Here is a 22,763-nt window from a genome sequence, read left to right as displayed (position 1 = left end):
CTTGGGACTGGACTCCAATGTTAACGGCAACAGGCTCCAACACTTTTATCCTAATTTATGCTGGTATATGTGTATTGGTATATAGAGCAATCGAAGCCAGTAAAATTTCCAGTGCCGAATACACTGGTTTATTAGGTGCTGTAGTTGTAGGGGTGCTGTGGTTCGATGAAATACCGGACCTGAGCTTGGCTATAGGATCTTCTTTAATTATTATTCCGCTGATTTGGTTAGCCAAGATAGAAGCAAAGATAAAGCAAACAAGTAAAATAATATAAATGGTAAAGTTAATCTAACTTTCCAACGTGACCGCGTTTGGGAACGAGCGTTTAACTGCACTCCCATATGGGATAAATAATAACTAGTTAATTTTTGGAATATTATGACTGAAAATAATTTGATATTTTGTGACTATAGTAACTCTTATTTAGAAGACTGTCTTTGGGCTGGATATCGATCCTAAAATAAACCGTGCTCATATCACTTAGATTGTGACTTCTCCACGGGTGCAGGCTAATGGCATCGGAACGGCAATGATGTCTTACGCTAAGAAAATGGCAAAGGACAGTGACATGAAAGTTATAGATATCGCCGCCAGTCATCTTTCAGCTCCTTTCTTCGAAAAATTTGGGGCAAAGACAATTATAGAAATCTGTGTGATTCATAGAGATCGTTTCAATTTTGCGATCTCTAAATCCCTTCTGTAATTGGATAATTGAACACGTTCATTATGCGCTTGATAAAACCCCTCAATTTCATCTGAAAATGGCGTTTGTTCACTAACTTCAAAATACCTTTCTATCGGCGTTTTTCCATTGTGAGCACTATGTGGTCTCTCCCAATTGTAATAGTGCTGCCACTCAGAAAGTTGCTCGTGAATATCTTCAGATTCCAAATCAACAGTTGCATAAAACTCAGCTTTATCTGTTTTTTGAGAGCGTTCAACTTTGCCATTAAGGTGCGGTGAAGCTGGCTTATTTGGTCGGAATTTTATCTTGTATCTCATTAATAACTTTTGCACTTTTTCAGCAAAAAATTCTGTACCTCGGTCTGTCTAAAATCGCTGTATAGGGAATAGCATTTCTTCAATTACAGACTCTACAAAGTCAATGGTATTAGTGGCACTACGTCGCTTATAAAGCCTTAACACTCGATAGCGTGTACAGTCATCAATAGCTGTGTACTGGTATAAATTAGGGGCTATTTTACAGGTGTCCATTTGAACTCTTTCGCCAGGAATAGGCTTAGAGTATCTTTTGAAGTCAAGCTTTCTACGATAAATAACTATAGGGTCAACTTGGTGCTTTTTAAGCACTTTATGAATAGTAGCTAGCCCTAACTTAATTTGCTCATTTCTAAGCAACTCACTTTGGATTCTTCGAGCGCCTAAGTTTCTAGATTTTCTTAAGACTAAAATCTTAGCTTCCAATTCTGGAGACATTTTTTGATTTGGTGAACTGTGGGGGCTTTTACTCAAACTTTTAAGGCCATCAAGACCTTGCTCTTGATTCCTAGACCACCACTTTCGTAATGTTGGTCTAGATATTCCACAACGCAGACAAACCAAACCTGCGTTGTTTGTTTCTTGATAAAGCTTTATCCACTTAAGTCTTTGTTGAATTTCATCGTTCATAACATCCAAGTATAGAAAGGATGTCTATGAATCACACACACACTACTACATATAAGCCAAATTGATTTTCTGCATTTATCATTAATTTAATGATGGCACCTTGCTATCAAATTTACCGTAAGGTAATTAATTTTGATAAAGCATAAAAGCTACTCAGATCCTTGTATTTGTGTAGAACAAGTACCGACGTCTCGTTGTTACTTTGGGTTTAACCCTAGACTTATCATAAGCTAGTTCAGCTTGCTTGTGTTCAACAAACTTAAATCAACCCATAGGGGATTATTATCCTCTGGGTAATTGTCTCCGCTTAATGTTTCTTTGGAGGAGACAATGACTATTTCTAACTTAAAACTAAATGAAGAAACTGGTAAATATATAATCACGTCAGAGCTTAGCTCTGATGAAATTATTGAAACAGCCAAGAAGCTTCTAAACAATAGGCTGAGACGAGGTGCTATTTTTAAGAGCCCTACCCAAGTCACAGATTATCTAGAGGTCCATTTAAAGGGATTGGAGCATGAGGTCTTTTACATGCTTTATCTTGATAACCAAAATAGACTTATAGACAAAGAAATACTGTTTACCGGAACGATAAATGCTGCAAGTGTTTATCCTCGGGAGATTGTAAAAAGTGTACTAAAAAAGAATGCATCTTCTGTCATTTTAGCGCACAACCACCCATCAGGTATTGCCGAACCATCGCAAGCAGACAAGCTAATAACCACTAAGATCCAACATGCACTCAATCATATTGATGTACAAGTGTTAGATCACATCATTATTGGCGAAAATATTGTCTCTTTTGCTGAGCGCGGTCTTATCTAACTCAAATTAAAACCATTCCTTGTGGGGATACTTCCCATAAGGGGCGTATCCCCTTTTTTGTACTCTTTGGAGGAGATACGTATGAATAATTCAATTAAAAAGGCAATTATGCCAATCCCATCGTCAATACCTAACACTGAAGTGAGAGAGGTACATATTGGCGGTAAAACGATTCTTTCATTACGTGCTAAGTGGGGACCTTTATTTGAAGGTCAACAACGAGCTCAAGCTCAAGGCTAAACGTATGAGTTAGCCTTAGGGCTAACTCTTCTTTTTATTCGAGGCGACCACCTAAAGCGCCTTGTATTCAGGACGCTTTAGGGTCGTCTTGAGGAATAGGAGAGTTGTAATGATTGAATCAAAAATAGATAAAGTACTTGCTTTAGTTAAGTCAAATGGCGGGTGGTCTTCTGTCTACTCAGCCTACCCAGGACTTAATGAAGCAGTTTCAAAATCAAATAACCACGGTGGTTCACCACAAGTACCATGCCCAAAAACTGGAAACGGAAGAACTAAGTTTCGCCTTTTCCGAGATTGGGTTGATACCGGTGGTGCATACCATAACGATGTAGGTGCTTTACCCGGTGGAATAGATGTAATTGCGTTTATGGAGAGTTGCTCAAAAAGCCACGCTTTAAACAAAATAATCGATATCTGTGGTGGTGACTTATCAAGCATCTCGCGCGAATACGTTAAAAATGTGAAAGCTTCACAGCCAAAAGGTATTAACGATGATGAAAAAGCAAAACGAGTTGCAAAACTTGAGAAGCTATTTCAACACGCTATTCCTGCAGCTCATGATCAATCTGGTCGGATACAAGCTTACTTGAACAGCCGTGGACTTAAAACTGATGCGAAAACTTTACCGTATACACTTGGGTATGCTGATGAGCTTTGGTGGGGAGATGGTCAGTCTAAACCTAAGAAACTTCATGGTTTACTAGGTTCAATGACTGATCCAGATGGTAATCGGATCACGATTCATCGAATTTTCCTTAACAAGCAAGGCTTAAAAGCAGATGTACCTAATGCGAAGATGTTAATGCCTCCGCCCAGCTATATTGGTGGATGTTCAATTAAAATTGACTCACCAGTAACTGAAGGTGATAACACCTTTATTGGCGTATGTGAGGGAATTGAAACTGCATTAGCTGTTCGTGAGGCTACAGGTTGTCCTATGTGGTCATGCTATTCGGACACATTACTAAAAATGGTAAAAATTCCAGATAGTGTGACTTCAGTATTAATTTTTGCTGATAAGGATGCATCTGGAGCAGGTCAAGAAAAAGCAGAAGCATTAGCTGCGAGGCTACGTAGAGAAGGAAAGTTTGTTGATATTTATATGCCACCTTTAGATATACCTAATGGCAGCAAAAGTATGGACTGGCTGGACACCTACAACTTAGCAGGCCCTAGTGCTTTTTCATTTCGCTTACCTGTTGACATCTCTGTTAATACTGGAGGTGTCAAATGATTAGCGTTTCTGGTCAAGTTTACAATGACACAAATGGAACACTATTACAGACTTTAGAGCTGAATAGTGTTGCCCCTACATCTAACTGTAAATCAGGTTTTTGTGGGGCGTGTCGCATCAAATTACTAAAGGGCAATGTCGAATATATCGATGAACCAATTGGCTTTACAAATGAAGGTGAGATATTACCTTGCGTTTGTAAGCCAAAAGGTGACATTGAGGTTGAAGTAACCTTTTAGATTTTTACAACCAACCCATGCGGGGAGCCCCCCGCTTGGGAAGCTCCCCCTTTCTTTGGAGGAGCAATGAGTAAACATCATATTGAAATGGCAAAAGCTGGTGGTTCTCAGCTACGTCATTTCGCAGCATACCGTAATGGATACTATCCAGATATGGTTATCAGACACTTCATAGCAAAAACTACTCACTTTTTATTAATTGAAAAATATAGAAAGACTGTAGATTTGCTTGTGATACACAATGTGACAATCGCAAATGCCTGTGAAACGGCAGAATTGCTATTTGAAGCATAAACAACCCTTGGGGGATTACTCCCTCAAGGGTGTGAACCCTCAAATTTACTTTGAGGAGATTCAAATGAATTGCTTATGAAAAACAAAATGCTAAATAAGATCATGGTTGAACTAATCTTATTAGCAACAATTGTTGGCTATATTCCAGAGCTCTCTGTTAGTGGTTTTGCGGATATGTTTGGCCGTGTGGTTTCGACAACAAAACATGCTACGAAATTCAAATTCAAGGACTTATAAAGCTAGTCATTGCTTTTGTTTGTATGTTGGCATCTGTTGTGATAGGTTTCTATATAACTTTCCTAAATGGTTCCGAGGAGGACGATCAAGATGAATGAAATCCAAGCTATTGGTTTGACCTTTTTCATTTTTGGTAATGTAGTTTTTTTCGGTAGTTATTTATGGATGCACCACCGAATAAGCAAAAAATAAAATAAGAAAAGACCGTTAATCGGTCTTTTTTTTTGTCAAAATTTGAAGAGAGGAGCTACTGCGCCTAGAACAATAACCAGTAAGGGGTAGACGCGAAGCTCTTCTATATTGCTGAAAATAGAAAAATTTCAATCAATTCCAAGTGTGTGAGTAGAATAAAGATTCATACCAAGTATTAAACTATCATCCTAAAATGGCAGCGATTGCATCGGTACGCTGCCATTTCTAAAACGTTTTTGCCCCATTGTGTGCTAGTACACTTTTTCTTTGCACTTTACGAATGCTTTTTCTAATCGTTGTGGTGTCTTGTAATGTGAGAGTTTACAAGAATATCGACGTGAGCTTAGCCCTCAGTCCTCCATGAATTGTTAGATAGTGTTTCTAGTCACCATTCACTAACCTATTGACTAATATCGACTAAAATATGAGTTGTTGTTACACTGGAATAAACTTAGATAGCTCACTGGAGAACACATGAAAGATTATATGAATCAACTCGATCAAGAGACTAGGAAAGTAGATTTTGATTCATTTGATATATCTGTTAAAGAGTTGATTTCTATGGCGAATGAATCAATTATCAACATTGCTCCTGAGTACCAAAGGCAATTTCGTTGGCCCGAAGATAACCAGTCTAAACTTGTAGAATCTGTTTTATTGGGAATACCTATTCCTAACTTGTTCATGGCTGCAAATAGAGATGGATCTTGGGAGTTAATAGATGGCGTACAAAGGCTTAACTCATTGATTCATTTTTGTGGGACCCCAGAGCAAATAGAAAGTTTTGGGCTGGATAAGCCTCTTAAACTTAAGGGGCTAGATATCCTGTCTGAGTTCAATGGAGCAACGTTTAATGATCTGCCTCATTCACTTCGTTTGAAGTTCAGTTTACGTCCGCTTAAGGTAACAACACTAAGCGATAAAAGTGATCTAAAAGTACGATTCGACCTCTTTGAGAGATTGAATACTGGTGGAATCAAATTAACTCCTCAAGAAATTCGAGCTTGTGTATTTAGAGGGCAATTTAATGATTTTATCATTGAACTTGCAAAAAATGATGACTTCAACAAAGTTGTTAATGTGTCATCAACTAAAGCGAAAGACGGTACCAGAGAAGAGCTTGTTTTGAAGTTTTTGGCTTACAAAACAAAACGTGATGATTTTAAACACAGTGTAGAGATATTTCTAAATGACTTTATGGCCGATGCATCGGTACATTTTAACTATAAGAAGTATAGAGAGCTGTTTGAAAAAACATTTGAATCACTAAGAGCTGTCTTACCTAATGGAATTAAACGCGGCAATAAAGGAAGTACACCACAAGTGCTTTTTGAAGCCATTGCTATTGGAGCTGCCGATGCTATTGAAGAAGGAGTTGATATTAGCGGATCAAATGTAGCCAACTGGATTGATGATGAAGAGTTACGCCGCTTGACAACTGGAGCCACAAATTCAGGGCCTCGCTTACGCGAAAGAGTCGAGTATTGTCGAGTTAGGTTTGTAGATAATGTTTAATGATATTGATGCTGGTGTTATGAATCGCTTGAGGCAACTAGATTCAATACTAGAGTATTTGTCAGATGAGGCACTGACTGAAGAAACTAAAAATTCAGACTTCTATCGTGCTCAGAAAGGCTTGGTGTTTGTTGCAATGTATGCAGCACTTGAGTTTGCAATTACACAATCAGTCACACGAGCATTAGAAGTTATTGGGCAAGAAGAAGCTCCTGCCAATCATTTTAAAAGTGCGGTATTGTGCTCGCTGTTTGATTCTCATTTTAAAGCTCTTCGAGAGTGCGGAGCCTCCAAAGTGTGGGAAAATCGTCATAAACTTGTTCTCGCAGTAACAAGTGATACTGAAGTGACTAATGTTGACAGTTCTGTTTTTCCATCAGGTGGCTCAATGAATATTTCTATTAAACAGCTAGAGAACGTGTGGAATTTTTTTGATTTAGAACGCTCACCACTGCCAGAAGGTGTGCAGCACTTTGTCTTAACCGAAGTCAAGGATCACCGTAACGCGATAGCTCATGGTAGAGAGACCGCAATTACTATAGGGCGAAGGTTTAACGTTACGCAGTTAGATAATAAAGCACGCAGTATAAAGCTTTTATGTCTTCACATTACTTCTTCGTTTGCCTCTTATTGTGCTGAAAAACGATATTTTGTTGCGGATACTGTGGCATAAAAAGCAACTGCTTTGCCATACCAGTAGTTATTCATGGATTGCTAATGCTCGATTTTTCGAAATTCATTTCTTTCCAAATCCTAATCAGTAATACATCCACTATCCTCATAGTGACTTTTAAATAGGAGGTCACTATGAAACCAGAACTAAACCACAATGCTACTGGTGTGAAACGTCCTTTCAAGCTTGAAGAGATTTGGCGTATTCGCACTCGAATTGAAATTCAAAACAACTTGATGCAATTAGCTTTACTGAATTTGGCTATAGATAGCAAGCTAAGATCATGTGACTTACTCTCTTTAAAAGTTCGAGACGTCACTACTCTCGATCAAGTATTTGAAAGGGTTCAATTAACGCAGAAGAAAACTGGGATCGAAGTTCAATTTGAGATAACTCCGAGAACACAACAAAGTATTATCCATTGGATTCAAGAAGTTAAATTGCAACCCAGTGATTATTTGTTTCGGAGTATACGTCGCTCTAATCAACCAATAAGCTATTCATATTACAGGTCTATCATCAGGAGCTGGGCTGAGCAATTAGGACTTGATTGCGACTTGGGGACAAGAAAACCTTCGATGATAAAAACGCCATATCGATTGCACAACCTCTCTGCGAAGCAATAATGTCGATGACCGCTCGTACCCGTTTATCCTCAGGGCGCGATGAAAGCGCAGGACTATAGACTAGCCCTACCGCTTTATTTACTGTTTTCCACACTTTGTCGATATCGACGTCAGTAAATAGATGCTGAGAAATGGATCCCAATTCTTTGCTAGTAAGCGGCAGAGTATTAATTCCATCACTCCTGGCTTGACGTAAGGCTTTGAGAAATTGTTGGTTTTTCCTATCTTCAGGCTCTAAATAGATGACTACAATCTGATTGTCCTGTGCCAAAACCTTGTGAGGGACATCTTCGAAAATCACAATACATTGTCCGGTGTGAATACTTTGTGCCTTGTAATCTTGAACCGAGATGTCTTTGTCTAAACCAATGCAAATTTGGACAGCATGATGTGCATGAACATCATTATCAGGACTGATTCCGATGTAAATCGCTTTGTAGGGCCACAAATGAATATGCATGGCTGACTCAGTATCAAAAGTTCAGGCTATTGATTTTTGCCTTATAAATCTACACAAATGACGAATGTTAGCCGATAGATACACGTTGAGGCGAGTGCGCACAGTGAAACTGTGTGCTTCTTACACTTTTAAGTGTGTAAATAATTTAAAATGCCACAGTCCCTAATGGTTTTGTTTTGATCACACTTTGACGCCATATTTTCGAGTGATGACTTTAATGCGTTTAGCTCTTCAATGCGAATAATGACGTCTGATAAATGCTTAGCTATTAACGTATTGATATTTGAACAGCTCTGATCTGGCTTCGAACGACTGTCCATGAGCGTTTTTACTTCCATGATAGACATATCCAATGAACGACACTGTTTAATAAATAGGAGTTGTTCAATAGTCCCCTTGTCGTAGACACGATAATTTCCACTTGAGCGCTTGAGCTCAGGCAATAGCCCTTTCTTTTCATAAAAACGAATGGTCTGAATACTACAACCTGTCGTCTTTGCGACATCACCAATTTTCATTTTTTCTCCTAACCGTTGACTCTATACCAAGTATAGACTTTATACTCATACTATTCATCAGTAAAGAGTGTGTTTCTAATGAGCGGATGTGGGTGCGAAGTTGAAATAAAAGACCAGTCTCAACGACAGGTTTTGTATTGGCTTTTGGGAATAAACGCGACAATGTTTGTTATAGAAATGGGGATCGGGTTGCTTGCTCATTCAACCGCATTAATAGCCGATTCACTTGATATGCTCGCCGACGCAGTTGTATATGGTGTTGCCCTTTATGCTATTGGTAAATCGCTATTGCACAAAGCCAATGCGGCTAGAATTAGCGGCTTTTTTCAGATGGCACTGGGTGTGTTGATTATCATTGATATTGTAAGACGGTCAATTTACGGTAGCGAACCTGTATCGGGACTAATGATGGCTATGGGGGCAGTTGCACTGGTTGCTAATGTCATTTGTCTTGTGATCATACGCAAACAAAGAAATGAAGAAGTGCATATGCGGGCAAGCTGGATATTTTCAGCCAACGATGTGATTGCCAACTTAGGTGTTATCTTTGCTGGCGTTTTGGTGTTTTGGCTCGATTCTCGATGGCCTGATCTGGTTATCGGTGTGATAGTTTCGTGCGTTGTGTTGCGCGGGGCAAAAATGATCCTCGAAGATGCTGGAAATGAAAGACAGCGAGCGCTTAATGCGCAAAGTTGATAAGAAAATGCCAATTTTTAATTGCACATCAAAACTGCGTAGGTTGGCATGGCTACTTATTACTTTGCTCATGTGTCAATCGGGCTTTTCGTTCGCCGCTCAATGCGATGACTACCCTGCGGAGGTATCGTCAGTCCCTGAACAATCAAAGTCGATAGGCACTTATGATGTTCCCGAAAAAAATGTAAATGCTGGTGATAATACGTCGAGTGAAGAGTCTAAGTGTTTCCATTGTGTGCTGTGTCAATGTGGACAGATTAAGTTTCTGGCACAGCACCCAATAAATGACGTATCTAAACCGTTATATACCAATCAATACAGTTATTCCCGCAACGTCACTGACGGCCTAGTCGAAGGCCTTTTGCGCCCACCTCAACATTAATCCATTCCCTCCTATATGTTTGCATGGGTGCTTTCCATGTATGTCGTTATCTTATGAACAAAAGGTTCTTTTATGAGTTCTTCACGCCCATTGGGCATAAAAAAAGCTAGCTCAGCGTATCTGAAATTGATATCTGCTGCACTGGTAACCATGAGCATATCTGTTCAATCTGCCAATGCGCAAAAGTCTTCAATCACGCTTGAAAATGCGCTCAAACGCACATTATCAAACAACCCAGATTTAGTTGTGTTCGAATTTAAATCTTCGGCTTTGGATGGTGAATCAAAAATGGCCAGCTTACGACCTGAAATGTCTGTTGGGGTTGAAGTTGAAAATGTGTTGGGAACAGGCGAAGTGTCTGGTATCAAAGATGCCGAATTGACACTGACCTTATCGTCGGTCATCGAGCTTGGAGATAAAGTCAGCGGCCGAATGAATGTGGTGAGTTCAAAAAAAGCACAACTGCTTACACAACGGCGCATTCGCACGCTGGACATCTTGGGTGAAACAACTCGACGATATATCAATGTCATTGTCCAACAAGCGTTGCACAAGACTGAGCAACGAGCTGAAATGCTGGCTCGCACAATGCTTCAGACAGTCTCTACACGGGTTGAAGCGGGGGCTTCTTCACCACTTGAGAAAAAACGTGCAGAGTCAGCGTTGTCGCAGGCGCGTTTGTCGTTATTGATAAGTGAACAAAAACTCAATGAGTATAAACGCGACCTGGCCATCATGTGGGGTGACACTAACGCTGCGTTTGCGGAAGTTGAAGGGACACTGTTATCGTTTCCAAATTCACTATCACTTGAACATATGCTTTCACAGCTTCAAAGCAATCCACACGTTCTGCTTTATGCTGATAACTATCGGGTACAAGAGGCCAGATTGAGAGTGGTTCAGGCCAGTCAGCAGTTCGACATTGCGTGGGAAGCCGGTATCCGAAGAATGCAGGGAATTGATGACACAGCGTTAGTCGCCAGTATTTCGGTGCCGTTAAATACCAAGCAGCGGAATCTAGGTGAATACGAACAACAGCGCGCATTGCTTGACAGTATAGACTATCAAAAACAAGCGAAAATTCGTGAACTTACTCGCCAATTAAATCAAGTCATTAGCGCAAAAGACCAAGCCTTGCTCACTGTTACGACCCTTCAAGACAATGTCGTCCCAACATTGGAATCTGCATTGAAATTGGCGCGGGATGGCTATGAAAGTGGTCGCTACAACTACATAGAGTGGGTGACAACGCAACAGCAACTCATAGATATGCAACGAACTATGATAAAAGCCGCAGGCTTAGTTCACCTTCGAAGCGCAGATCTAGAGGCACTTACGGGAATTCCCGTGTTTTCTGACTCTCCCTCGACGTCTGCTCAATCATCACAATGAATAGAGAAAAAATAATGAATAAATCACAATTTACATTAGTTACTAGCGCACGTGACTTGCTTGGCATGTTAGTCATGCTAGTTACTTTACTGTTTGCTTCTGTCGCCCTGGCTGATGATGACGATGAGGAAGCCGAAGAAAGACCCGAGTACGTAGTGTTATCTCAAGAACGGATGCTTGAACACGATATCGTGACTGCATCGGCCGCATCAGGAACATTATCGCTCACAACCAGAACCTTTGGGCGGATAGTTCATGATCCTGCGTCACTGAGTCATATTCGTGCCCGCTTCGACGGTGTTGTAAAACGTATCATGGTGAATATTGGAGATAAAGTAGAAAAAGGTGACACACTGGCAATCATTGAGTCAAACGAGAGTTTAAATCAATACTCAATCACCTCACCGATGTCTGGAAAAATCATAGCTAGACACGCCAATGATGGTGAGCTCACCAACGGTCAAGTACTGCTTTCTGTTGCTAATTACTCTCGCGCAATTGCTCAATTGGCTATTTTCCCCAAACAACGTACTCGTATTGCCGCTGATATGGAAGTCACTTTAAGGCTTGAGGAATTGCAGCAACAATCAAGTATAAGCCACATTACGTCCTCACCTGATGACAAACCTTATTCTATCGCGTTTGTGAACGTTGATAATGGCAGTGGTTATTGGCCTTTAGGCGCTATGGTAGAGGGTTATATTCAGATTGGGTTCCAAGAAGTCAATCTGGCTCTCCCCAAAAGTTCAATACAAGAGTTAGATGGGCAAACCATTGTTTTTGTCAAAGAAGGGGAGCGATTTTACCCCCGCCAAGTAAAGCTTGGGAACACGGACAACCGTTTAGTAGAGATTGTGAAGGGCGTTCAAATAGGCCAGCAAGTCGTTGTAGAAAATAGCTATCTACTAAAAGCTGATTTATTAAAAATGGAGGCGGGCGATGATGACTAATTACCTGCGCATTTATTGTCAAAAGCAAAGCCAAGTCCATAAAAACGGTGAGGTGAGAACATGATAGCACCAATACTCCGTCTATCCATTGAGCGACGTGGTGTCATGATGTTGTTCGCCTTGTTTGTCGCCTTTTTTGGTATGTACAGTTACAAACAATTGCCGATTGATGCTGTGCCTGATATCACCAACGTGCAAGTGCAGATAAATACCGCAACCCCAGGTTACTCGCCTTTGGAGACTGAACAACGCATAACGTTTATAGTTGAAACCTCGCTGGCCGGTTTGCCTAATTTATCGTATACCCGCTCGATATCACGCTATGGTTTGTCGCAAGTCACAGTCGTGTTTAAAGAGGGCACTGATTTATATTTCGCACGAAATCTCGTCAACGAGCGTCTCACCGCCATCGCGGCGCAATTGCCAACAGGGTTAACCCCTGAAATGGGCCCTATCTCCACAGGCTTGGGGGAAATTTACATGTACTCGTTAAGTGCTGAGCCTCAGGCGCGACAGGACAACGGTCAACCCTATGATGCTATGGCATTAAGGGAGATCCATGATTGGGTAATTAAGCCCCAATTGTCGCTTGTTGAGGGGGTGACCGAGGTTTATGCGATAGGCGGATTTGAAAAGCAATATCATGTGAATCCTAATCCAGTCGCAATGATAAACTTTGGGATAAGTACAGGTGACCTTCTCAGTGCGCTAGAACGCAACAATGCGAATCAAGGCGCTGGTTTTGTAGAACAAAATGGGCAACAAGTACTAATCAGATCGGAAGCCCAACTTAAGGGCATTGACGATATCGGCCAAGTGGTTGTTAAGATCATTGATGGCGTACCGGTAAAAATTCAAGACATCGCCCAAATCAACCTCGGTAAAGAGCTGCGCTCTGGAGCCGGCACGTTAAATGGCCAAGAAACAGTGATTGGCACGACAATGATGTTAGTGGGAGAAAACTCTCGTACGGTCGCCAAAGCTGTGGACAGTAAGCTCGAAACCATTAAAACAAGCTTACCCGAGGGCGTAATCCTTGAAGCGGTTTACGATAGGACAAGCCTCGTTGACAAAACCATCGACACAGTGCAGAAAAACCTCGTCGAGGGCGCTTTACTTGTCATCGTTGTGCTATTCGTTTTGCTTGGGAATGTGCGAGCTGCACTTATTACCGCCGCTGTAATACCCTTGGCAATGCTTGCCACGATATCGGGCATGGTCAAAACAGATGTGTCTGCTAACTTGATGAGTTTAGGCGCACTGGATTTTGGCTTGATTGTCGATGGCGCAGTTATCATTGTTGAAAACTGTATCAGACGATTATCCGAATCCCAGAAACAAAACGGCGCTACTCTACCGCTCAAAGAAAGGCTGAATGTTGTATATGAAGCCACTAATGAAGTCATACGTCCCAGTTTGTTTGGTGTATTGATCATTACCATTGTTTATATCCCCTTGTTCACGCTCACTGGCGTCGAAGGTAAAATGTTCCACCCCATGGCAGCGACCGTGATAATGGCTTTGCTTGCCGCAATGGTATTTTGTTTTACCGTAGTGCCTGCGGCGATAGCAATTTTCATGAGAGGTAAAATTAGCGAAAAAGAAAGCCCAATTATTAAAGGTGCAAAGGCAGTCTATCGTCCTGTTTTAACCGGAGCGCTGCGTTTTAGATGGCTAGTGGTAGTAGCAGCGAGTGCTTTGGTTGTCGGCAGTTTATGGATGGGCAGTAAATTAGGCTCCGAGTTTATTCCCCAGCTCAATGAAGGTGATATCTTAGTACAAGCGATACGCATCCCTGGGACTGGGGTAGAACAAGCAGTTGAAATGCAAAAAACTCTTGAAGCGAAACTTATGCAGTATGAGCAAGTACAGACGGTATTCGGTCGCACGGGTACGGGTGAGGTCGCCACCGACCCTATGCCACCAAACATTACTGATACGTTTGTTATTTTAAAGCCTCGGGAGCAATGGCCCGATCCATCAATGACAAAAGCTGAGTTAGTGAAAACGTTTGAAGAGGACTTGTTTACTTTGCCCGGCAATAATTATGAATTTACGCAACCTATACAAATGCGTTTTAACGAATTGATTAGTGGCGTAAGGGCAGATTTGGGGATAAGGCTATTTGGGGATGACTTAGATACGCTCTTTGCATCTGCTTCTGACATTTTGACCGTTATTTCAACGATTGAAGGAGCTGATGACGCGAGGCTTGAGCAGGTAGAAGGCATTCCAATCTTCACCGTCACACCAAAGCCTGATCAATTGGCACGCTTTGGTTTGGATATAGCCGACTTGCAGTTATGGCTCAATGCTGCGACAGGTGGAGAAACCGCTGGAATGATTTTTGAGGGCGACAGACGCTTTGAAATTGTCGTGCGATATGCCGACGACATTCGAAATGAACTCACTCAGCTTGAGAGCGTTCCCATAGTCACGCCCTCTGGTGAGCATGTACCAATAAGCGAATTAGCCACACTTGCATTTAAAGAAGTACCTAGCCAAATAAGCCGGGAGAATGGCAAACGTAGTATTGTTGTCACAGCAAATGTGCGTGACAGAGATATTGGCACTTTTGTTGAAGAAGCTCAGGCGAGAATTAATGATGAAGTAGATTTACCTGCTGGTTATTGGCTCGACTATGGTGGAACCTTTGAGCAGCTCGAAAGTGCGAGTCAACGATTGACGATTGTGGTACCGGTTACGTTGTTTGTGATTTTGACAATGCTGGTAATTGCGTTTGGTTCTATACGCGATGCGTTGATTATCTTCACAGGTATCCCTTTGGCATTAACAGGCGGTGTAATGTCTCTTTGGTTAAGGGATATGCCTTTATCCATATCCGCGTCGGTAGGATTTATCGCGTTGTCTGGGATTGCCGTATTAAACGGATTGGTAATGCTGTCCTTCATCAAGCAACGTTTGCTAGAAACCGGAGAATTAGTGAATAGCATTGTTGAAGGGGCACTTATTCGCTTGCGTCCGGTATTAATGACAGCACTAGTGGCAAGCCTTGGATTTGTGCCCATGGCGCTCAATACGGGCATAGGTGCAGAGGTGCAACGGCCTTTGGCCACGGTGGTCATCGGCGGGATAATATCGTCAACCTTGCTAACACTGGTAGTGCTGCCTGTACTCTATCGACTCGTGCATAGTAAAGGGGATCAGTAGTGTTCTTGGGCATTTATTCGTAAATGCCCAAGTTTTACCTGAACGATTTTTAGGTACCTATTGACTCTTTATTAAGTATAGACTTTACAATCATATTCTTAACGTCATGTACGATAAGGATAGATATGGTTTCGCTTATTTTAATTAGTAGTTTTTTGGCGCTAGCCGTCCTCGGTAGAAGCTTTGTTCAATATAAGAGAAATGGTGATTTTGGTATAAGAGCAGCATCTATAAACGCACCATTAATAGAAATTGTACCAGGGGCTATATTCGTGGTTACGTTTTGCTTTGCATTTGGTCTAGTTCTTTTTGGTTACTTAGGACGTGCGCCCCTACTATTTGTTCCTTCAATTCCATTTCAGCTTCTCGGCTCCTTGATTGGCGCCTGCGGAATTGCTGTAACTTTGTTGTCTCAAATTCAAATGGGAGATTCATGGCGTATTGGCGTTGACCAGCAAGAAACGACTGCACTTATTACCCACGGGATTTACGCAAAGTCTCGCAACCCCATTTACTTTGGTATTTTTCTATTTTGGGCAGGGGTGTGTATAACGTTCCCACATTTGCTGCTTTGGGCATGTGCTTTTGTATGTTGGATTTGCATTGAAGTGATTGTTCGACAAATTGAAGAGCCTTATTTGAAGAAAGTGCATGGCGATGATTTTCTAAAATATAAGTCTGACACTAACCGATACATACCTAAGCTTTCACGCTTAAATAAGTAATGGCGCAGGCTGCTTTATATGCATAAACTAACGAACGGTATCTTTTAACGTCCATTTTTATGAACTGTCGTTATTCTTAAATAAAGTGAGCCGACTGATTATGTTTGCAAGCCCGTTCTCGATTAGCGTGAGTTCATTGTCAATTAAAGTGAGTCAGGCACCGGTCATATTCTCACTTAATGTGAGTCCAAAATGTACGATGTAATCAAGTCAGAGGGATTATGTTCGCGAGCCACTACATCTAGCAAGTGATACCTATAAGCGCTTTTTAGCAAATCAATCGGAAAGCTGTAGTGGCGATTTTGGCATGTCTGAGATGCTCATGACATTTTACGGGGGACAATCAGATAAGTCTTTTGGAGAAATCTTTCAGCAAGGTTCTGTTGATTTACAAAAGTACATGATGGAAGCTTTAGAGGGAATTGACGAAATTGCGCTAGATGAAACCATACATATAGAAAGTATCAAAAAGCTTATTGCAGATTTGCCTGCGTTGATGAGCAGTCAATCTTCGAGAGTAGCAGAGGAACTTGATGAAGGAGGCGAATCCCCAGTTTCAGAGTTCGAGGCCAAAACGGGAATTGGGCCAGTTATATTAAAAAATGTAAAACCGCCAAACGTGGTGGAAAAAATATGGCAGATTTTATCAGGCATTGAAGAATTCTCAGGAATTGGTATAGAAACATTTTTTGGAGTGAAACCTCGTAGCTTTGAAGCAGATTCGGATAGAGAAAGAACTATTCAAGAGAAAGTCAACGCAGTCTATCACCAGTTAAATTTTCTCGGTTACTATCGTGATTCAAAAATGAAAAAAGATAGAAGATTTCGGGCATCCTTTAGTGATATGACGCATGCAGGTGTTGCTTCATTTTGTCATTTTTTTCTGTGTAGAGACGAAGATTTGGTAATGAAGGCTGCTGCGGCTTATGAATATTTAGGTGTAAACACTAGAGTATTGCACTATAAAGCTTACAAGAAAATGCAGCCGACCGCTGACACGTCGGCTGATTAGGAATTACCAAATAAATACTCTAAAACGTTTTTGTCCAAAGATGAGTTTCTTATCTTATGGTCAAGATTGTCACTGCTCAAGCTCCCTAGTGTGATTTTTAATACTCAAATACTCAGTTGTAGCTCGATTGAGACTTGGTAGTAGCAATTATTTTGAACCTTTATTAAATTCACCCGTTCAACTCTTACACAAATTTAACTAGAAGAGTCTCTGTAGAACCCTTTTTAATACCAATAGGATCAATGCCTAAAGCCAAAGCCACCACCAGAAATAATGGGAGATGTAGGTTTAATTATTAAAAGCAGTGAATACACAGATTAATTTATAAGGCAGAATTCTAATCTTGATACTTTTTGATACTATAGTAACAAATTCAACTGATAATCTTATTTTTTGTTACTATAACAGCAATTTTATTCACCATCGGTGATGGCTTTTATATTGTCTCTTGATGAAACAATCTTCAATACCATTTCATATGTGACACAATAGTAACAAATAATGTCATTATTTATGCTATAATTGATACTATAGTGACATATTTGGAGGTGTGTATGTTATCCCTTTATACTGCTTATGATTTGCAGATGGATCTCAAAGAGTTTATCAAGTCAGCTCGAAAAAAAGACAAACTCAGTGTTCAGAAGTTAGCCGATCTGTCTGGCGTGCCTTATGCGACGATCCGAAAGTTTGAATCATCTGGTAACATCTCATTGCGTCAGTTTCTAATGCTTTATGAGACCGTCGGAGACTTGAAAAAAGTGAAAGAGCTGACAAAGTCGTGTGAGCCTGAATTCAAATCAATAGAGGATGTGCTACGACATGCTTAAATCTGCCCTAACCGTAAGGCGTAAGCTTAGCACCGGTGAAAAGGTGCTTGTCGGCAAGCTTGTTGAAAATAGTCAACAAAGCTTCTTTCAATTTGACGAGACGTATTTAAACGCTCACTCTACTTCTTTGGCCCCGTTCAATTTAAAAGCAGACACAAGCCTACAAGCTGCGCCTAGAAAACCGCATTATGGCATCCATGGAGTTTTTGCAGACAGCCTCCCTGATGGTTGGGGTCTTTATCTCATGGATCGTGTATTTAGGCAGAACAATCAGAACCCAAAAACAGTTACCGCTTTAGAGCGTTTGGCCTACCTAGGTGAGAGATGTATGGGGGCGTTGAGCTATGAGCCAGAGTTAGATTTACTTGATGAGTCCAAGGATTCAATTGATATTATTACCCTCGGTCGAGCTGCGATTGAAGAATTTGAAGGCACTGAGTCAGCTTTGCTTGAGCACTTGATGAAAACGGGTGGATCGGGTGGTGCTAGGCCAAAAATGAACGTTACGCGTTTAGCGAATGGTCAATATTCAACATTAGACGACGTACAAGGCACAAAGCTTATAGTAAAGCTTACATCAGAAAAGTTTGACTTGAAGCACTCTGAATCAATAGTTGAATATTGCTACATGCAAATTGCTCGTAATGTTGGCATCGAGGTTCCTGAGTTTGATTTAATTGATGCGGGTAATGGAAGATATTGGCTAGAGCAGGAGCGATTTGATTGCACAGAGCAAGGTGGTCGAATTCATATGATTTCTGCTTGTGGGTTATTAGATGCCCCTTTTCGAGAACCTTCTTTGGACTATGTGGATTTAGTAAAAGCTACGCGCATCATGTGCAGTGTTACAGAGTCTCAGAAGCTCATTAAGCGTTGCATGTTTAACTATTTAACTGTTAACCAAGATGATCATAGTAAGAACTTCAGTTTTCTTGCCAGTGACTCCGATGTTTGGACGCTATCACCTTTCTACGACATTGTTTACAGCCCAAGTCCTTACAAAGAGCATATGACGGCTTTTGGTGGTAATGGCCAAACACCAAAGAATGTACTAAATCAGCTAGCTGCTCAGTCGGGGTTGTCTTCAAAAAAAGCGATTATGACTATGGCTGAAGAAATATTTGAAGCAACGCGCTCGTTTAGGCATGAGGCCAAGCATTTAGGTTTGTCATCTAATCTAATCAATGAGATTGATAATGATATGATAGAAAAGTTTAAGGCGCTTTAAATACAGGATAATTAAAATTGTCATGCCTTATTTTGCAAATGTCAGATAAGTTGAGAGATCTATACTATTTTTAGTCTAAAATAGGAGTCGCCTGTTAAGGCCCATACCAAAAATATGAAAGCTGACTTATCTGACAAATTTCGGTGCCAGCTTCATCATAATTTAGCTTATATTTATGCTGAATTGGGCTAAACCAAAAGTTAACTGGTTTACCGTTTTCCACTTCCTTAAAAGCTATTTGAATTAAAATTTCTGACTCAACTTTAATCATTCAGATAACTCCAAAATCAAGGTTATAAAATTCGCACTGATCTTCTGATGCTTCATTCATTTCGGTATCTTCATTACTCACTTGGCGGTTATGTTGGCCTAGTACGATAACATTTGCAGGTGGTTCAATGATGTCATCTAGTTTTTTTAATGCTTCTTCAAGTTCTCCACCTTCTGTTGATACGTACTGTGAAGTAATTACGCAGCTAGCAAACTTATCGTTATTGGCCTCTTTGTAGTACTTAAAAAAATCAGAGTAATATGAAGTTAATCGGCTTTTTAAAACGGGTAAGATTGGATGGCTAATTACGCTATCCTGCATGTCCAGTGTTTTCAAGGCACGAAGAATTAATGCAAAACCAGCCCATTCAAGTGTATTGTTGAATACATCCATACCCCCAAATACTTTGTTTTGCCATGCATCAAAAGCAGAGTGCATTTCATACTCATCCATATACCAAACTTTGCTTGTACCATTTTCAAACTCTAATAATAAATAGCAACCAGAGTATGAAGCCTCCTGAGTGCTATCGCCTTTAACGTGAGATACTTTGTTTGAGCTAACATCAATTGAAAATTTATCGTTGTCATAAACCACTGCAAGTTCATAGCTTTTTACAATACCTTGAGTTTCAAGGTAGGCAATTACATTATCTGTATTTAGTGCAGGAAACAGACAATATGCAGTAGTGTAGGGATGTTTCCTAACTCTTATGTTCACTAGGTTAAGCAGCTCAGGACTCAGAGAGCCGATCAACATATCCACATCTTTAATTGTCGCAACAACGTCATCTAGGGCGCACTCTTTAATCAAAGCGGAATAATGAGAATGTGAAGCCAAGTTGAACAATGTTTCCCACTGTTTAATATTGTCTGAAGCAGATTTAATTAGCTTTTCAATTTGAACTGATAACATTAGTACGCCTCGCGTGAATAAGCACTTTCGAATTTTTCTTCATAAGCTTGCTGATTGGAACTGTGCTGACAATCTTGATCATCAAACAACATTGGGTCATTCATAACACTATCTCTATAAATACAAGGGCAGAGAGTCTTCCAGTGACGTTTAATAAGGGTTTTCTCCCTCATTTGATCCACATGCACTGAAAGCCACGCTTCATTGCCCATCGCCTTACCTTGCTCTTCAATAGCTAAAATTTCTTCAGGAGGCATAACTGTAGTCTTAAAAGAACCATCAATTAGCTCAGTTTGACAATAGCCACCGGCTAATTGTCCACGCATTGCTTTAGATAGAACGGTTGTAGTGTGGGTAACTTTTGAATTTACACCGTTGTATTGGAAAGTGTCTTTTTCATAAAAAACATTCGCATTAATTTGTTTTACTTTTCCAGAACGGTAAGCAAGTTTAAGAATTCCCTTGTAGCCTAATCCTAATTGAGTCACATACTGGCCTGATGATTCACTATATTCAGTTTTTAAAAAGCAAAGCTGCTCAGTAGGGCAAAGTGAAAGGCCTATTTTTGCAGCTTTTAAAAATGAACTGATTACGGACTCAACTGGAGTGTAAGGGAAGCTGTATTCTACGTTTAATCCAGACATAACGATTTGATAGACGTAGTTTAGCTCTGTATTAAAGTCTAGCTTATAACCATTTTCGGAAAGATAAGCCTCAAACTGGCCTTTGCATGCTGTTAATTTTCCATACAATAAATTTTGATATTCTTGAAGTGATAAACTCATAACGCTCACCGTTGAACTTGGATATGTAATAAGAATATTTGATTTAAAAAATCGCGCTTATTACCAGTCAATAACAACGACCTCATCGTTTTTGGTGTATCCATACCAGTTTTCACTATCTAAACATTCTTTGAGAGTTGCAATTGCTTTCTTCATGTCATTATGAGCAATCATCTGGCGGGTACGTTTCATCTCAAAAACCTCGCATATATCAGCCTCTAAATATTCAACACCGATAAAAGCAAACAATTTAACGGGAATACCTGCTAAATTCGCAACATACTTATAGAAACTCTCTTGAACGTCATATCGAAGGTCTCTGCATTGGAATCTAAACTTATTTGGATTGGCTGAACGAGTAGACTTAACATCACTGGCAATTGCATGCTTGTTAATGTAATCGAATTTTACTTTAAGCATTAATCCTGAGTCAGGATCTCGCGCTATTACAGTAAGTTCCGCAAAACCATTTGAAATTAATCGCTTAGCTCTAGCGTGAGATTTGAATGTATTCAAAATTCTATGGGCGTCATCCCAGACTAAACCATCTATTGGTGTCTTATGGGTTATGTGTGAAAGCGCTCCATCGTTGAAAGCAGCTAATAGGCTAGAACACTTATTTTCTTCCACCATTTTTACAGCTTCGTTGTAGGCTTTGACTCCAGCGCCTTTTATTATGGATTTTGCAATCAAATCATCAAAAATTAGGGTGTTTGGTTTAGCATCTAACAAGCGCTTAACTAACTCTGATTTAGTGCCTGAGACCTTTTGACCTGCGGCTTTTAATGCGTCCTTTAGCTCAGCACTTGTGTGAAGCGCTGTAGGATACTCAATGGCAAGAGGTACACGGAAATAGCGATCATAAAAACCAATTGGCTCTAATATTAACTCATGACCATAAGTGCCAGTATCAAGAGTGTTTCTTTGTGCAGCAGTTCGTTTTCTTTCCTCATTAGAAAAATATTGACGAAATACATGAGCTGGTGTGTTTTTCGCTAACTCTTTAATCAGAGATGAGCTATGAGCATCTAATTCGTGGTAAACAGAATTTGGCACACCGCTATAAATACCCTCAACAAGATCACCATTAGAGTCCAAAAAGTTTGGATTACCTAAATCATCGTATGCAGGCAGAATAGTGTTAAACCACTCTGTAGGTTTTTCTGTTTCTTGAACTTTTAGATTTACTGATGCCATGTTCTTGCCTTGCTCTACTTATTTAAAGTAGTAACATCATGTCATAGAGATTTTTTCGTGCTGAACTGAAGAAGAAAACCTATCTTCAAAGTTAATGATGAGAATTGAGCGCGATCTTTAATTTTATCTAAACTCACCGAGAAAACCCCGTGATCAGAACAAAGTGATGTCGCGGGGATGAATAGGTGTCACCCCTGCTCTTGGATATATTTTCGTATAGTCTCTGCGCTTGCATTCCCTACAGAACACACAAAGTACCCATCAGACCAAAATGTTTTCTCTTTCCAAAATTGGTTTTTCAGATAAGGAAATGATTTCCAGATTTTAGCGGTTGTCGCTTGCTTAATCCTCCTTGCGTGCTGGCCTACTGAATATCGAGTGCCGATTGTAATCAGCATGTGAATGTGATCTTTGTCTATCTCAACCTCTTCGATCCTAAAGTCAGATGATAGAGAAACATCGAAAACCGTTTTCTTTACAAACTCACCCAGCCTTCCGTTTAGCAGAGGTTTTCTGTACTTAACCA

25 protein-coding genes and 3 pseudogenes are annotated in these 22,763 nt (G+C 40.4%); 20 read left to right on the top strand and 8 right to left on the bottom strand.

The genetic code is table 11. The features are described 5' to 3' along the window. Both L1264_RS19355 and L1264_RS21545 read left to right on the top strand, forming a co-directional pair. Positions 1-275, top strand: a pseudogene (locus L1264_RS19355) (DMT family transporter); the annotation flags it as partial. A 213-nt stretch (positions 276-488) separates the two neighbouring features. After that, on the top strand, positions 489-704 hold the full coding sequence (locus tag L1264_RS21545; RefSeq protein WP_171040401.1) for a GNAT family N-acetyltransferase: 216 nt from the start codon (positions 489-491) through the stop codon (positions 702-704). Here the strand turns inward: L1264_RS21545 and L1264_RS19350 are convergent. Beyond that, positions 659-1,630, bottom strand: a pseudogene (locus L1264_RS19350) (IS481 family transposase). The gene L1264_RS21545 and the pseudogene L1264_RS19350 sit on opposite strands and share 46 nt — an antisense overlap. A 330-nt stretch (positions 1,631-1,960) precedes the next feature. Here L1264_RS19350 and radC point away from each other — a divergent pair. The 9 genes and pseudogenes from radC to L1264_RS19305 form a co-directional block, all read left to right on the top strand. Continuing rightward, complete coding sequence (gene radC, locus L1264_RS19345) at positions 1,961-2,455, top strand: RadC family protein (protein ID WP_138557223.1); 495 nt, start codon at positions 1,961-1,963, stop codon at positions 2,453-2,455. 81 nt (positions 2,456-2,536) lie between these two features. Continuing rightward, a complete protein-coding gene (locus L1264_RS19340; RefSeq protein ID WP_162898094.1) occupies positions 2,537-2,695 on the top strand; it encodes a hypothetical protein in 159 nt (52 codons plus the stop codon). A gap of 109 nt (positions 2,696-2,804) precedes the next feature. Then, complete coding sequence (locus tag L1264_RS19335; RefSeq protein ID WP_138600911.1) at positions 2,805-3,929, top strand: toprim domain-containing protein; 1,125 nt, start codon at positions 2,805-2,807, stop codon at positions 3,927-3,929. Then, positions 3,926-4,168 (top strand): class I ribonucleotide reductase maintenance protein YfaE, encoded by a 243-nt coding sequence (gene yfaE, locus L1264_RS19330; RefSeq protein WP_036973826.1) that lies wholly within the window; start codon positions 3,926-3,928, stop codon positions 4,166-4,168. Before L1264_RS19335 ends, yfaE begins: the two co-directional genes overlap by 4 nt. A 66-nt stretch (positions 4,169-4,234) precedes the next feature. Beyond that, positions 4,235-4,462 (top strand): hypothetical protein, encoded by a 228-nt coding sequence (locus L1264_RS19325; protein ID WP_036973827.1) that lies wholly within the window; start codon positions 4,235-4,237, stop codon positions 4,460-4,462. Between the two features lie 87 nt (positions 4,463-4,549). Next, on the top strand, positions 4,550-4,699 hold the full coding sequence (locus tag L1264_RS19320) for a hypothetical protein (RefSeq protein ID WP_161805764.1): 150 nt from the start codon (positions 4,550-4,552) through the stop codon (positions 4,697-4,699). Between the two features lie 666 nt (positions 4,700-5,365). Continuing rightward, positions 5,366-6,406: a DUF262 domain-containing protein gene (locus tag L1264_RS19315; protein WP_036973828.1), complete on the top strand. Its 1,041-nt coding sequence runs from the start codon at positions 5,366-5,368 to the stop codon at positions 6,404-6,406. Continuing rightward, the gene (locus L1264_RS19310) at positions 6,399-7,079 is read left to right on the top strand and encodes a hypothetical protein (protein WP_036973829.1); all 681 of its coding nucleotides are present in this window, start codon (positions 6,399-6,401) and stop codon (positions 7,077-7,079) included. Before L1264_RS19315 ends, L1264_RS19310 begins: the two co-directional genes overlap by 8 nt. 134 nt (positions 7,080-7,213) lie before the next feature. Continuing rightward, positions 7,214-7,639: pseudogene (locus L1264_RS19305) on the top strand (tyrosine-type recombinase/integrase); the annotation flags it as partial. On the opposite strand, the gene L1264_RS19300 reads toward L1264_RS19305, so the two are convergent. Then, the gene (locus L1264_RS19300) at positions 7,599-8,165 is read right to left on the bottom strand and encodes a hypothetical protein (RefSeq protein WP_036973830.1); all 567 of its coding nucleotides are present in this window, start codon (positions 8,163-8,165) and stop codon (positions 7,599-7,601) included. The pseudogene L1264_RS19305 and the gene L1264_RS19300 overlap by 41 nt on opposite strands. A gap of 128 nt (positions 8,166-8,293) precedes the next feature. Continuing rightward, positions 8,294-8,683, bottom strand: coding sequence for a Cd(II)/Pb(II)-responsive transcriptional regulator (gene cadR / locus L1264_RS19295; protein ID WP_004588587.1), 390 nt, complete (start codon positions 8,681-8,683; stop codon positions 8,294-8,296). A gap of 78 nt (positions 8,684-8,761) precedes the next feature. Here cadR and L1264_RS19290 point away from each other — a divergent pair, with 78 nt between their 5' ends. The 9 genes from L1264_RS19290 to L1264_RS19250 all read left to right on the top strand — a co-directional run bounded on the left by L1264_RS19290 (position 8,762) and on the right by L1264_RS19250 (position 19,069). Beyond that, positions 8,762-9,379 (top strand): cation transporter, encoded by a 618-nt coding sequence (locus L1264_RS19290; RefSeq protein ID WP_036973831.1) that lies wholly within the window; start codon positions 8,762-8,764, stop codon positions 9,377-9,379. After that, a complete protein-coding gene (locus L1264_RS19285) occupies positions 9,345-9,761 on the top strand; it encodes a hypothetical protein (RefSeq protein ID WP_015065927.1) in 417 nt (138 codons plus the stop codon). Before L1264_RS19290 ends, L1264_RS19285 begins: the two co-directional genes overlap by 35 nt. Positions 9,762-9,833: 72 nt before the next feature. Continuing rightward, positions 9,834-11,153 carry a TolC family protein gene (locus L1264_RS19280; protein ID WP_051501955.1) on the top strand — a complete coding sequence of 440 codons (1,320 nt, stop codon included), beginning with the start codon at positions 9,834-9,836 and terminating at the stop codon, positions 11,151-11,153. Positions 11,154-11,167: 14 nt separating this feature from the next. After that, on the top strand, positions 11,168-12,103 hold the full coding sequence (locus L1264_RS19275; RefSeq protein WP_036973832.1) for an efflux RND transporter periplasmic adaptor subunit: 936 nt from the start codon (positions 11,168-11,170) through the stop codon (positions 12,101-12,103). A gap of 60 nt (positions 12,104-12,163) precedes the next feature. Continuing rightward, positions 12,164-15,274, top strand: coding sequence for an efflux RND transporter permease subunit (locus tag L1264_RS19270; RefSeq protein WP_004588582.1), 3,111 nt, complete (start codon positions 12,164-12,166; stop codon positions 15,272-15,274). 125 nt (positions 15,275-15,399) lie between these two features. Then, positions 15,400-15,999 carry a methyltransferase family protein gene (locus L1264_RS19265; protein ID WP_036973833.1) on the top strand — a complete coding sequence of 200 codons (600 nt, stop codon included), beginning with the start codon at positions 15,400-15,402 and terminating at the stop codon, positions 15,997-15,999. A 307-nt stretch (positions 16,000-16,306) separates the two neighbouring features. Next, positions 16,307-17,011 (top strand): hypothetical protein, encoded by a 705-nt coding sequence (locus L1264_RS19260; protein WP_051501956.1) that lies wholly within the window; start codon positions 16,307-16,309, stop codon positions 17,009-17,011. Between the two features lie 554 nt (positions 17,012-17,565). Then, positions 17,566-17,841 (top strand): helix-turn-helix domain-containing protein, encoded by a 276-nt coding sequence (locus L1264_RS19255; RefSeq protein WP_036973834.1) that lies wholly within the window; start codon positions 17,566-17,568, stop codon positions 17,839-17,841. Then, on the top strand, positions 17,834-19,069 hold the full coding sequence (locus L1264_RS19250; protein WP_036973835.1) for a type II toxin-antitoxin system HipA family toxin: 1,236 nt from the start codon (positions 17,834-17,836) through the stop codon (positions 19,067-19,069). Before L1264_RS19255 ends, L1264_RS19250 begins: the two co-directional genes overlap by 8 nt. A gap of 94 nt (positions 19,070-19,163) precedes the next feature. On the opposite strand, the gene L1264_RS19245 is transcribed toward L1264_RS19250, so the two are convergent. The 5 genes from L1264_RS19245 to tnpA all read right to left on the bottom strand — a co-directional run. Then, a complete protein-coding gene (locus L1264_RS19245) occupies positions 19,164-19,340 on the bottom strand; it encodes a hypothetical protein (RefSeq protein ID WP_155950874.1) in 177 nt (58 codons plus the stop codon). Beyond that, positions 19,341-20,255: a hypothetical protein gene (locus tag L1264_RS19240; protein WP_235404402.1), complete on the bottom strand. Its 915-nt coding sequence runs from the start codon at positions 20,253-20,255 to the stop codon at positions 19,341-19,343. Further along, on the bottom strand, positions 20,255-21,040 hold the full coding sequence (locus tag L1264_RS19235) for a recombinase RecT (protein ID WP_235404400.1): 786 nt from the start codon (positions 21,038-21,040) through the stop codon (positions 20,255-20,257). The genes L1264_RS19240 and L1264_RS19235 overlap by 1 nt, the downstream gene beginning before the upstream one ends. A gap of 60 nt (positions 21,041-21,100) precedes the next feature. Continuing rightward, the gene (locus tag L1264_RS19230; RefSeq protein ID WP_235404399.1) at positions 21,101-22,237 is read right to left on the bottom strand and encodes a PD-(D/E)XK nuclease-like domain-containing protein; all 1,137 of its coding nucleotides are present in this window, start codon (positions 22,235-22,237) and stop codon (positions 21,101-21,103) included. Between the two features lie 188 nt (positions 22,238-22,425). After that, positions 22,426-22,763 (bottom strand): IS200/IS605 family transposase (gene tnpA, locus L1264_RS19225; RefSeq protein ID WP_235404397.1); only part of this gene is annotated, 338 nt, incomplete at its 5' end.

It is taken from the genome of Pseudoalteromonas sp. APAL1 (assembly GCF_021532475.1).
Classification (GTDB): Bacteria; Pseudomonadota; Gammaproteobacteria; order Enterobacterales; family Alteromonadaceae; genus Pseudoalteromonas; species Pseudoalteromonas lipolytica_C.
The sequence above is the reverse complement of the archived record's forward strand: the minus strand, read 5'-3'. Positions and strand labels throughout refer to the sequence as shown.

Bases quoted from the DNA above. Each gene is read 5' to 3' on its own strand.
- radC (WP_138557223.1), top strand. From the start codon at position 1,961: ATGACTATTTCTAACTTAAAACTAAATGAAGAAACTGGTAAATATATA.
- L1264_RS19340 (WP_162898094.1), top strand. From the start codon at position 2,537: ATGAATAATTCAATTAAAAAGGCAATTATGCCAATCCCATCGTCAATA.
- L1264_RS19335 (WP_138600911.1), top strand. From the start codon at position 2,805: ATGATTGAATCAAAAATAGATAAAGTACTTGCTTTAGTTAAGTCAAAT.
- yfaE (WP_036973826.1), top strand. From the start codon at position 3,926: ATGATTAGCGTTTCTGGTCAAGTTTACAATGACACAAATGGAACACTA.
- L1264_RS19325 (WP_036973827.1), top strand. From the start codon at position 4,235: ATGAGTAAACATCATATTGAAATGGCAAAAGCTGGTGGTTCTCAGCTA.
- L1264_RS19320 (WP_161805764.1), top strand. From the start codon at position 4,550: ATGCTAAATAAGATCATGGTTGAACTAATCTTATTAGCAACAATTGTT.
- L1264_RS19315 (WP_036973828.1), top strand. From the start codon at position 5,366: ATGAAAGATTATATGAATCAACTCGATCAAGAGACTAGGAAAGTAGAT.
- L1264_RS19310 (WP_036973829.1), top strand. From the start codon at position 6,399: ATGTTTAATGATATTGATGCTGGTGTTATGAATCGCTTGAGGCAACTA.
- L1264_RS19300 (WP_036973830.1), bottom strand. From the start codon at position 8,165: ATGCATATTCATTTGTGGCCCTACAAAGCGATTTACATCGGAATCAGT.
- cadR (WP_004588587.1), bottom strand. From the start codon at position 8,683: ATGAAAATTGGTGATGTCGCAAAGACGACAGGTTGTAGTATTCAGACC.
- L1264_RS19290 (WP_036973831.1), top strand. From the start codon at position 8,762: ATGAGCGGATGTGGGTGCGAAGTTGAAATAAAAGACCAGTCTCAACGA.
- L1264_RS19285 (WP_015065927.1), top strand. From the start codon at position 9,345: ATGAAAGACAGCGAGCGCTTAATGCGCAAAGTTGATAAGAAAATGCCA.
- L1264_RS19280 (WP_051501955.1), top strand. From the start codon at position 9,834: ATGAGTTCTTCACGCCCATTGGGCATAAAAAAAGCTAGCTCAGCGTAT.
- L1264_RS19275 (WP_036973832.1), top strand. From the start codon at position 11,168: ATGAATAAATCACAATTTACATTAGTTACTAGCGCACGTGACTTGCTT.
- L1264_RS19270 (WP_004588582.1), top strand. From the start codon at position 12,164: ATGATAGCACCAATACTCCGTCTATCCATTGAGCGACGTGGTGTCATG.
- L1264_RS19265 (WP_036973833.1), top strand. From the start codon at position 15,400: ATGGTTTCGCTTATTTTAATTAGTAGTTTTTTGGCGCTAGCCGTCCTC.
- L1264_RS19260 (WP_051501956.1), top strand. From the start codon at position 16,307: ATGTCTGAGATGCTCATGACATTTTACGGGGGACAATCAGATAAGTCT.
- L1264_RS19255 (WP_036973834.1), top strand. From the start codon at position 17,566: ATGTTATCCCTTTATACTGCTTATGATTTGCAGATGGATCTCAAAGAG.
- L1264_RS19250 (WP_036973835.1), top strand. From the start codon at position 17,834: ATGCTTAAATCTGCCCTAACCGTAAGGCGTAAGCTTAGCACCGGTGAA.
- L1264_RS19245 (WP_155950874.1), bottom strand. From the start codon at position 19,340: ATGATTAAAGTTGAGTCAGAAATTTTAATTCAAATAGCTTTTAAGGAA.
- L1264_RS19240 (WP_235404402.1), bottom strand. From the start codon at position 20,255: ATGTTATCAGTTCAAATTGAAAAGCTAATTAAATCTGCTTCAGACAAT.
- L1264_RS19235 (WP_235404400.1), bottom strand. From the start codon at position 21,040: ATGAGTTTATCACTTCAAGAATATCAAAATTTATTGTATGGAAAATTA.
- L1264_RS19230 (WP_235404399.1), bottom strand. From the start codon at position 22,237: ATGGCATCAGTAAATCTAAAAGTTCAAGAAACAGAAAAACCTACAGAG.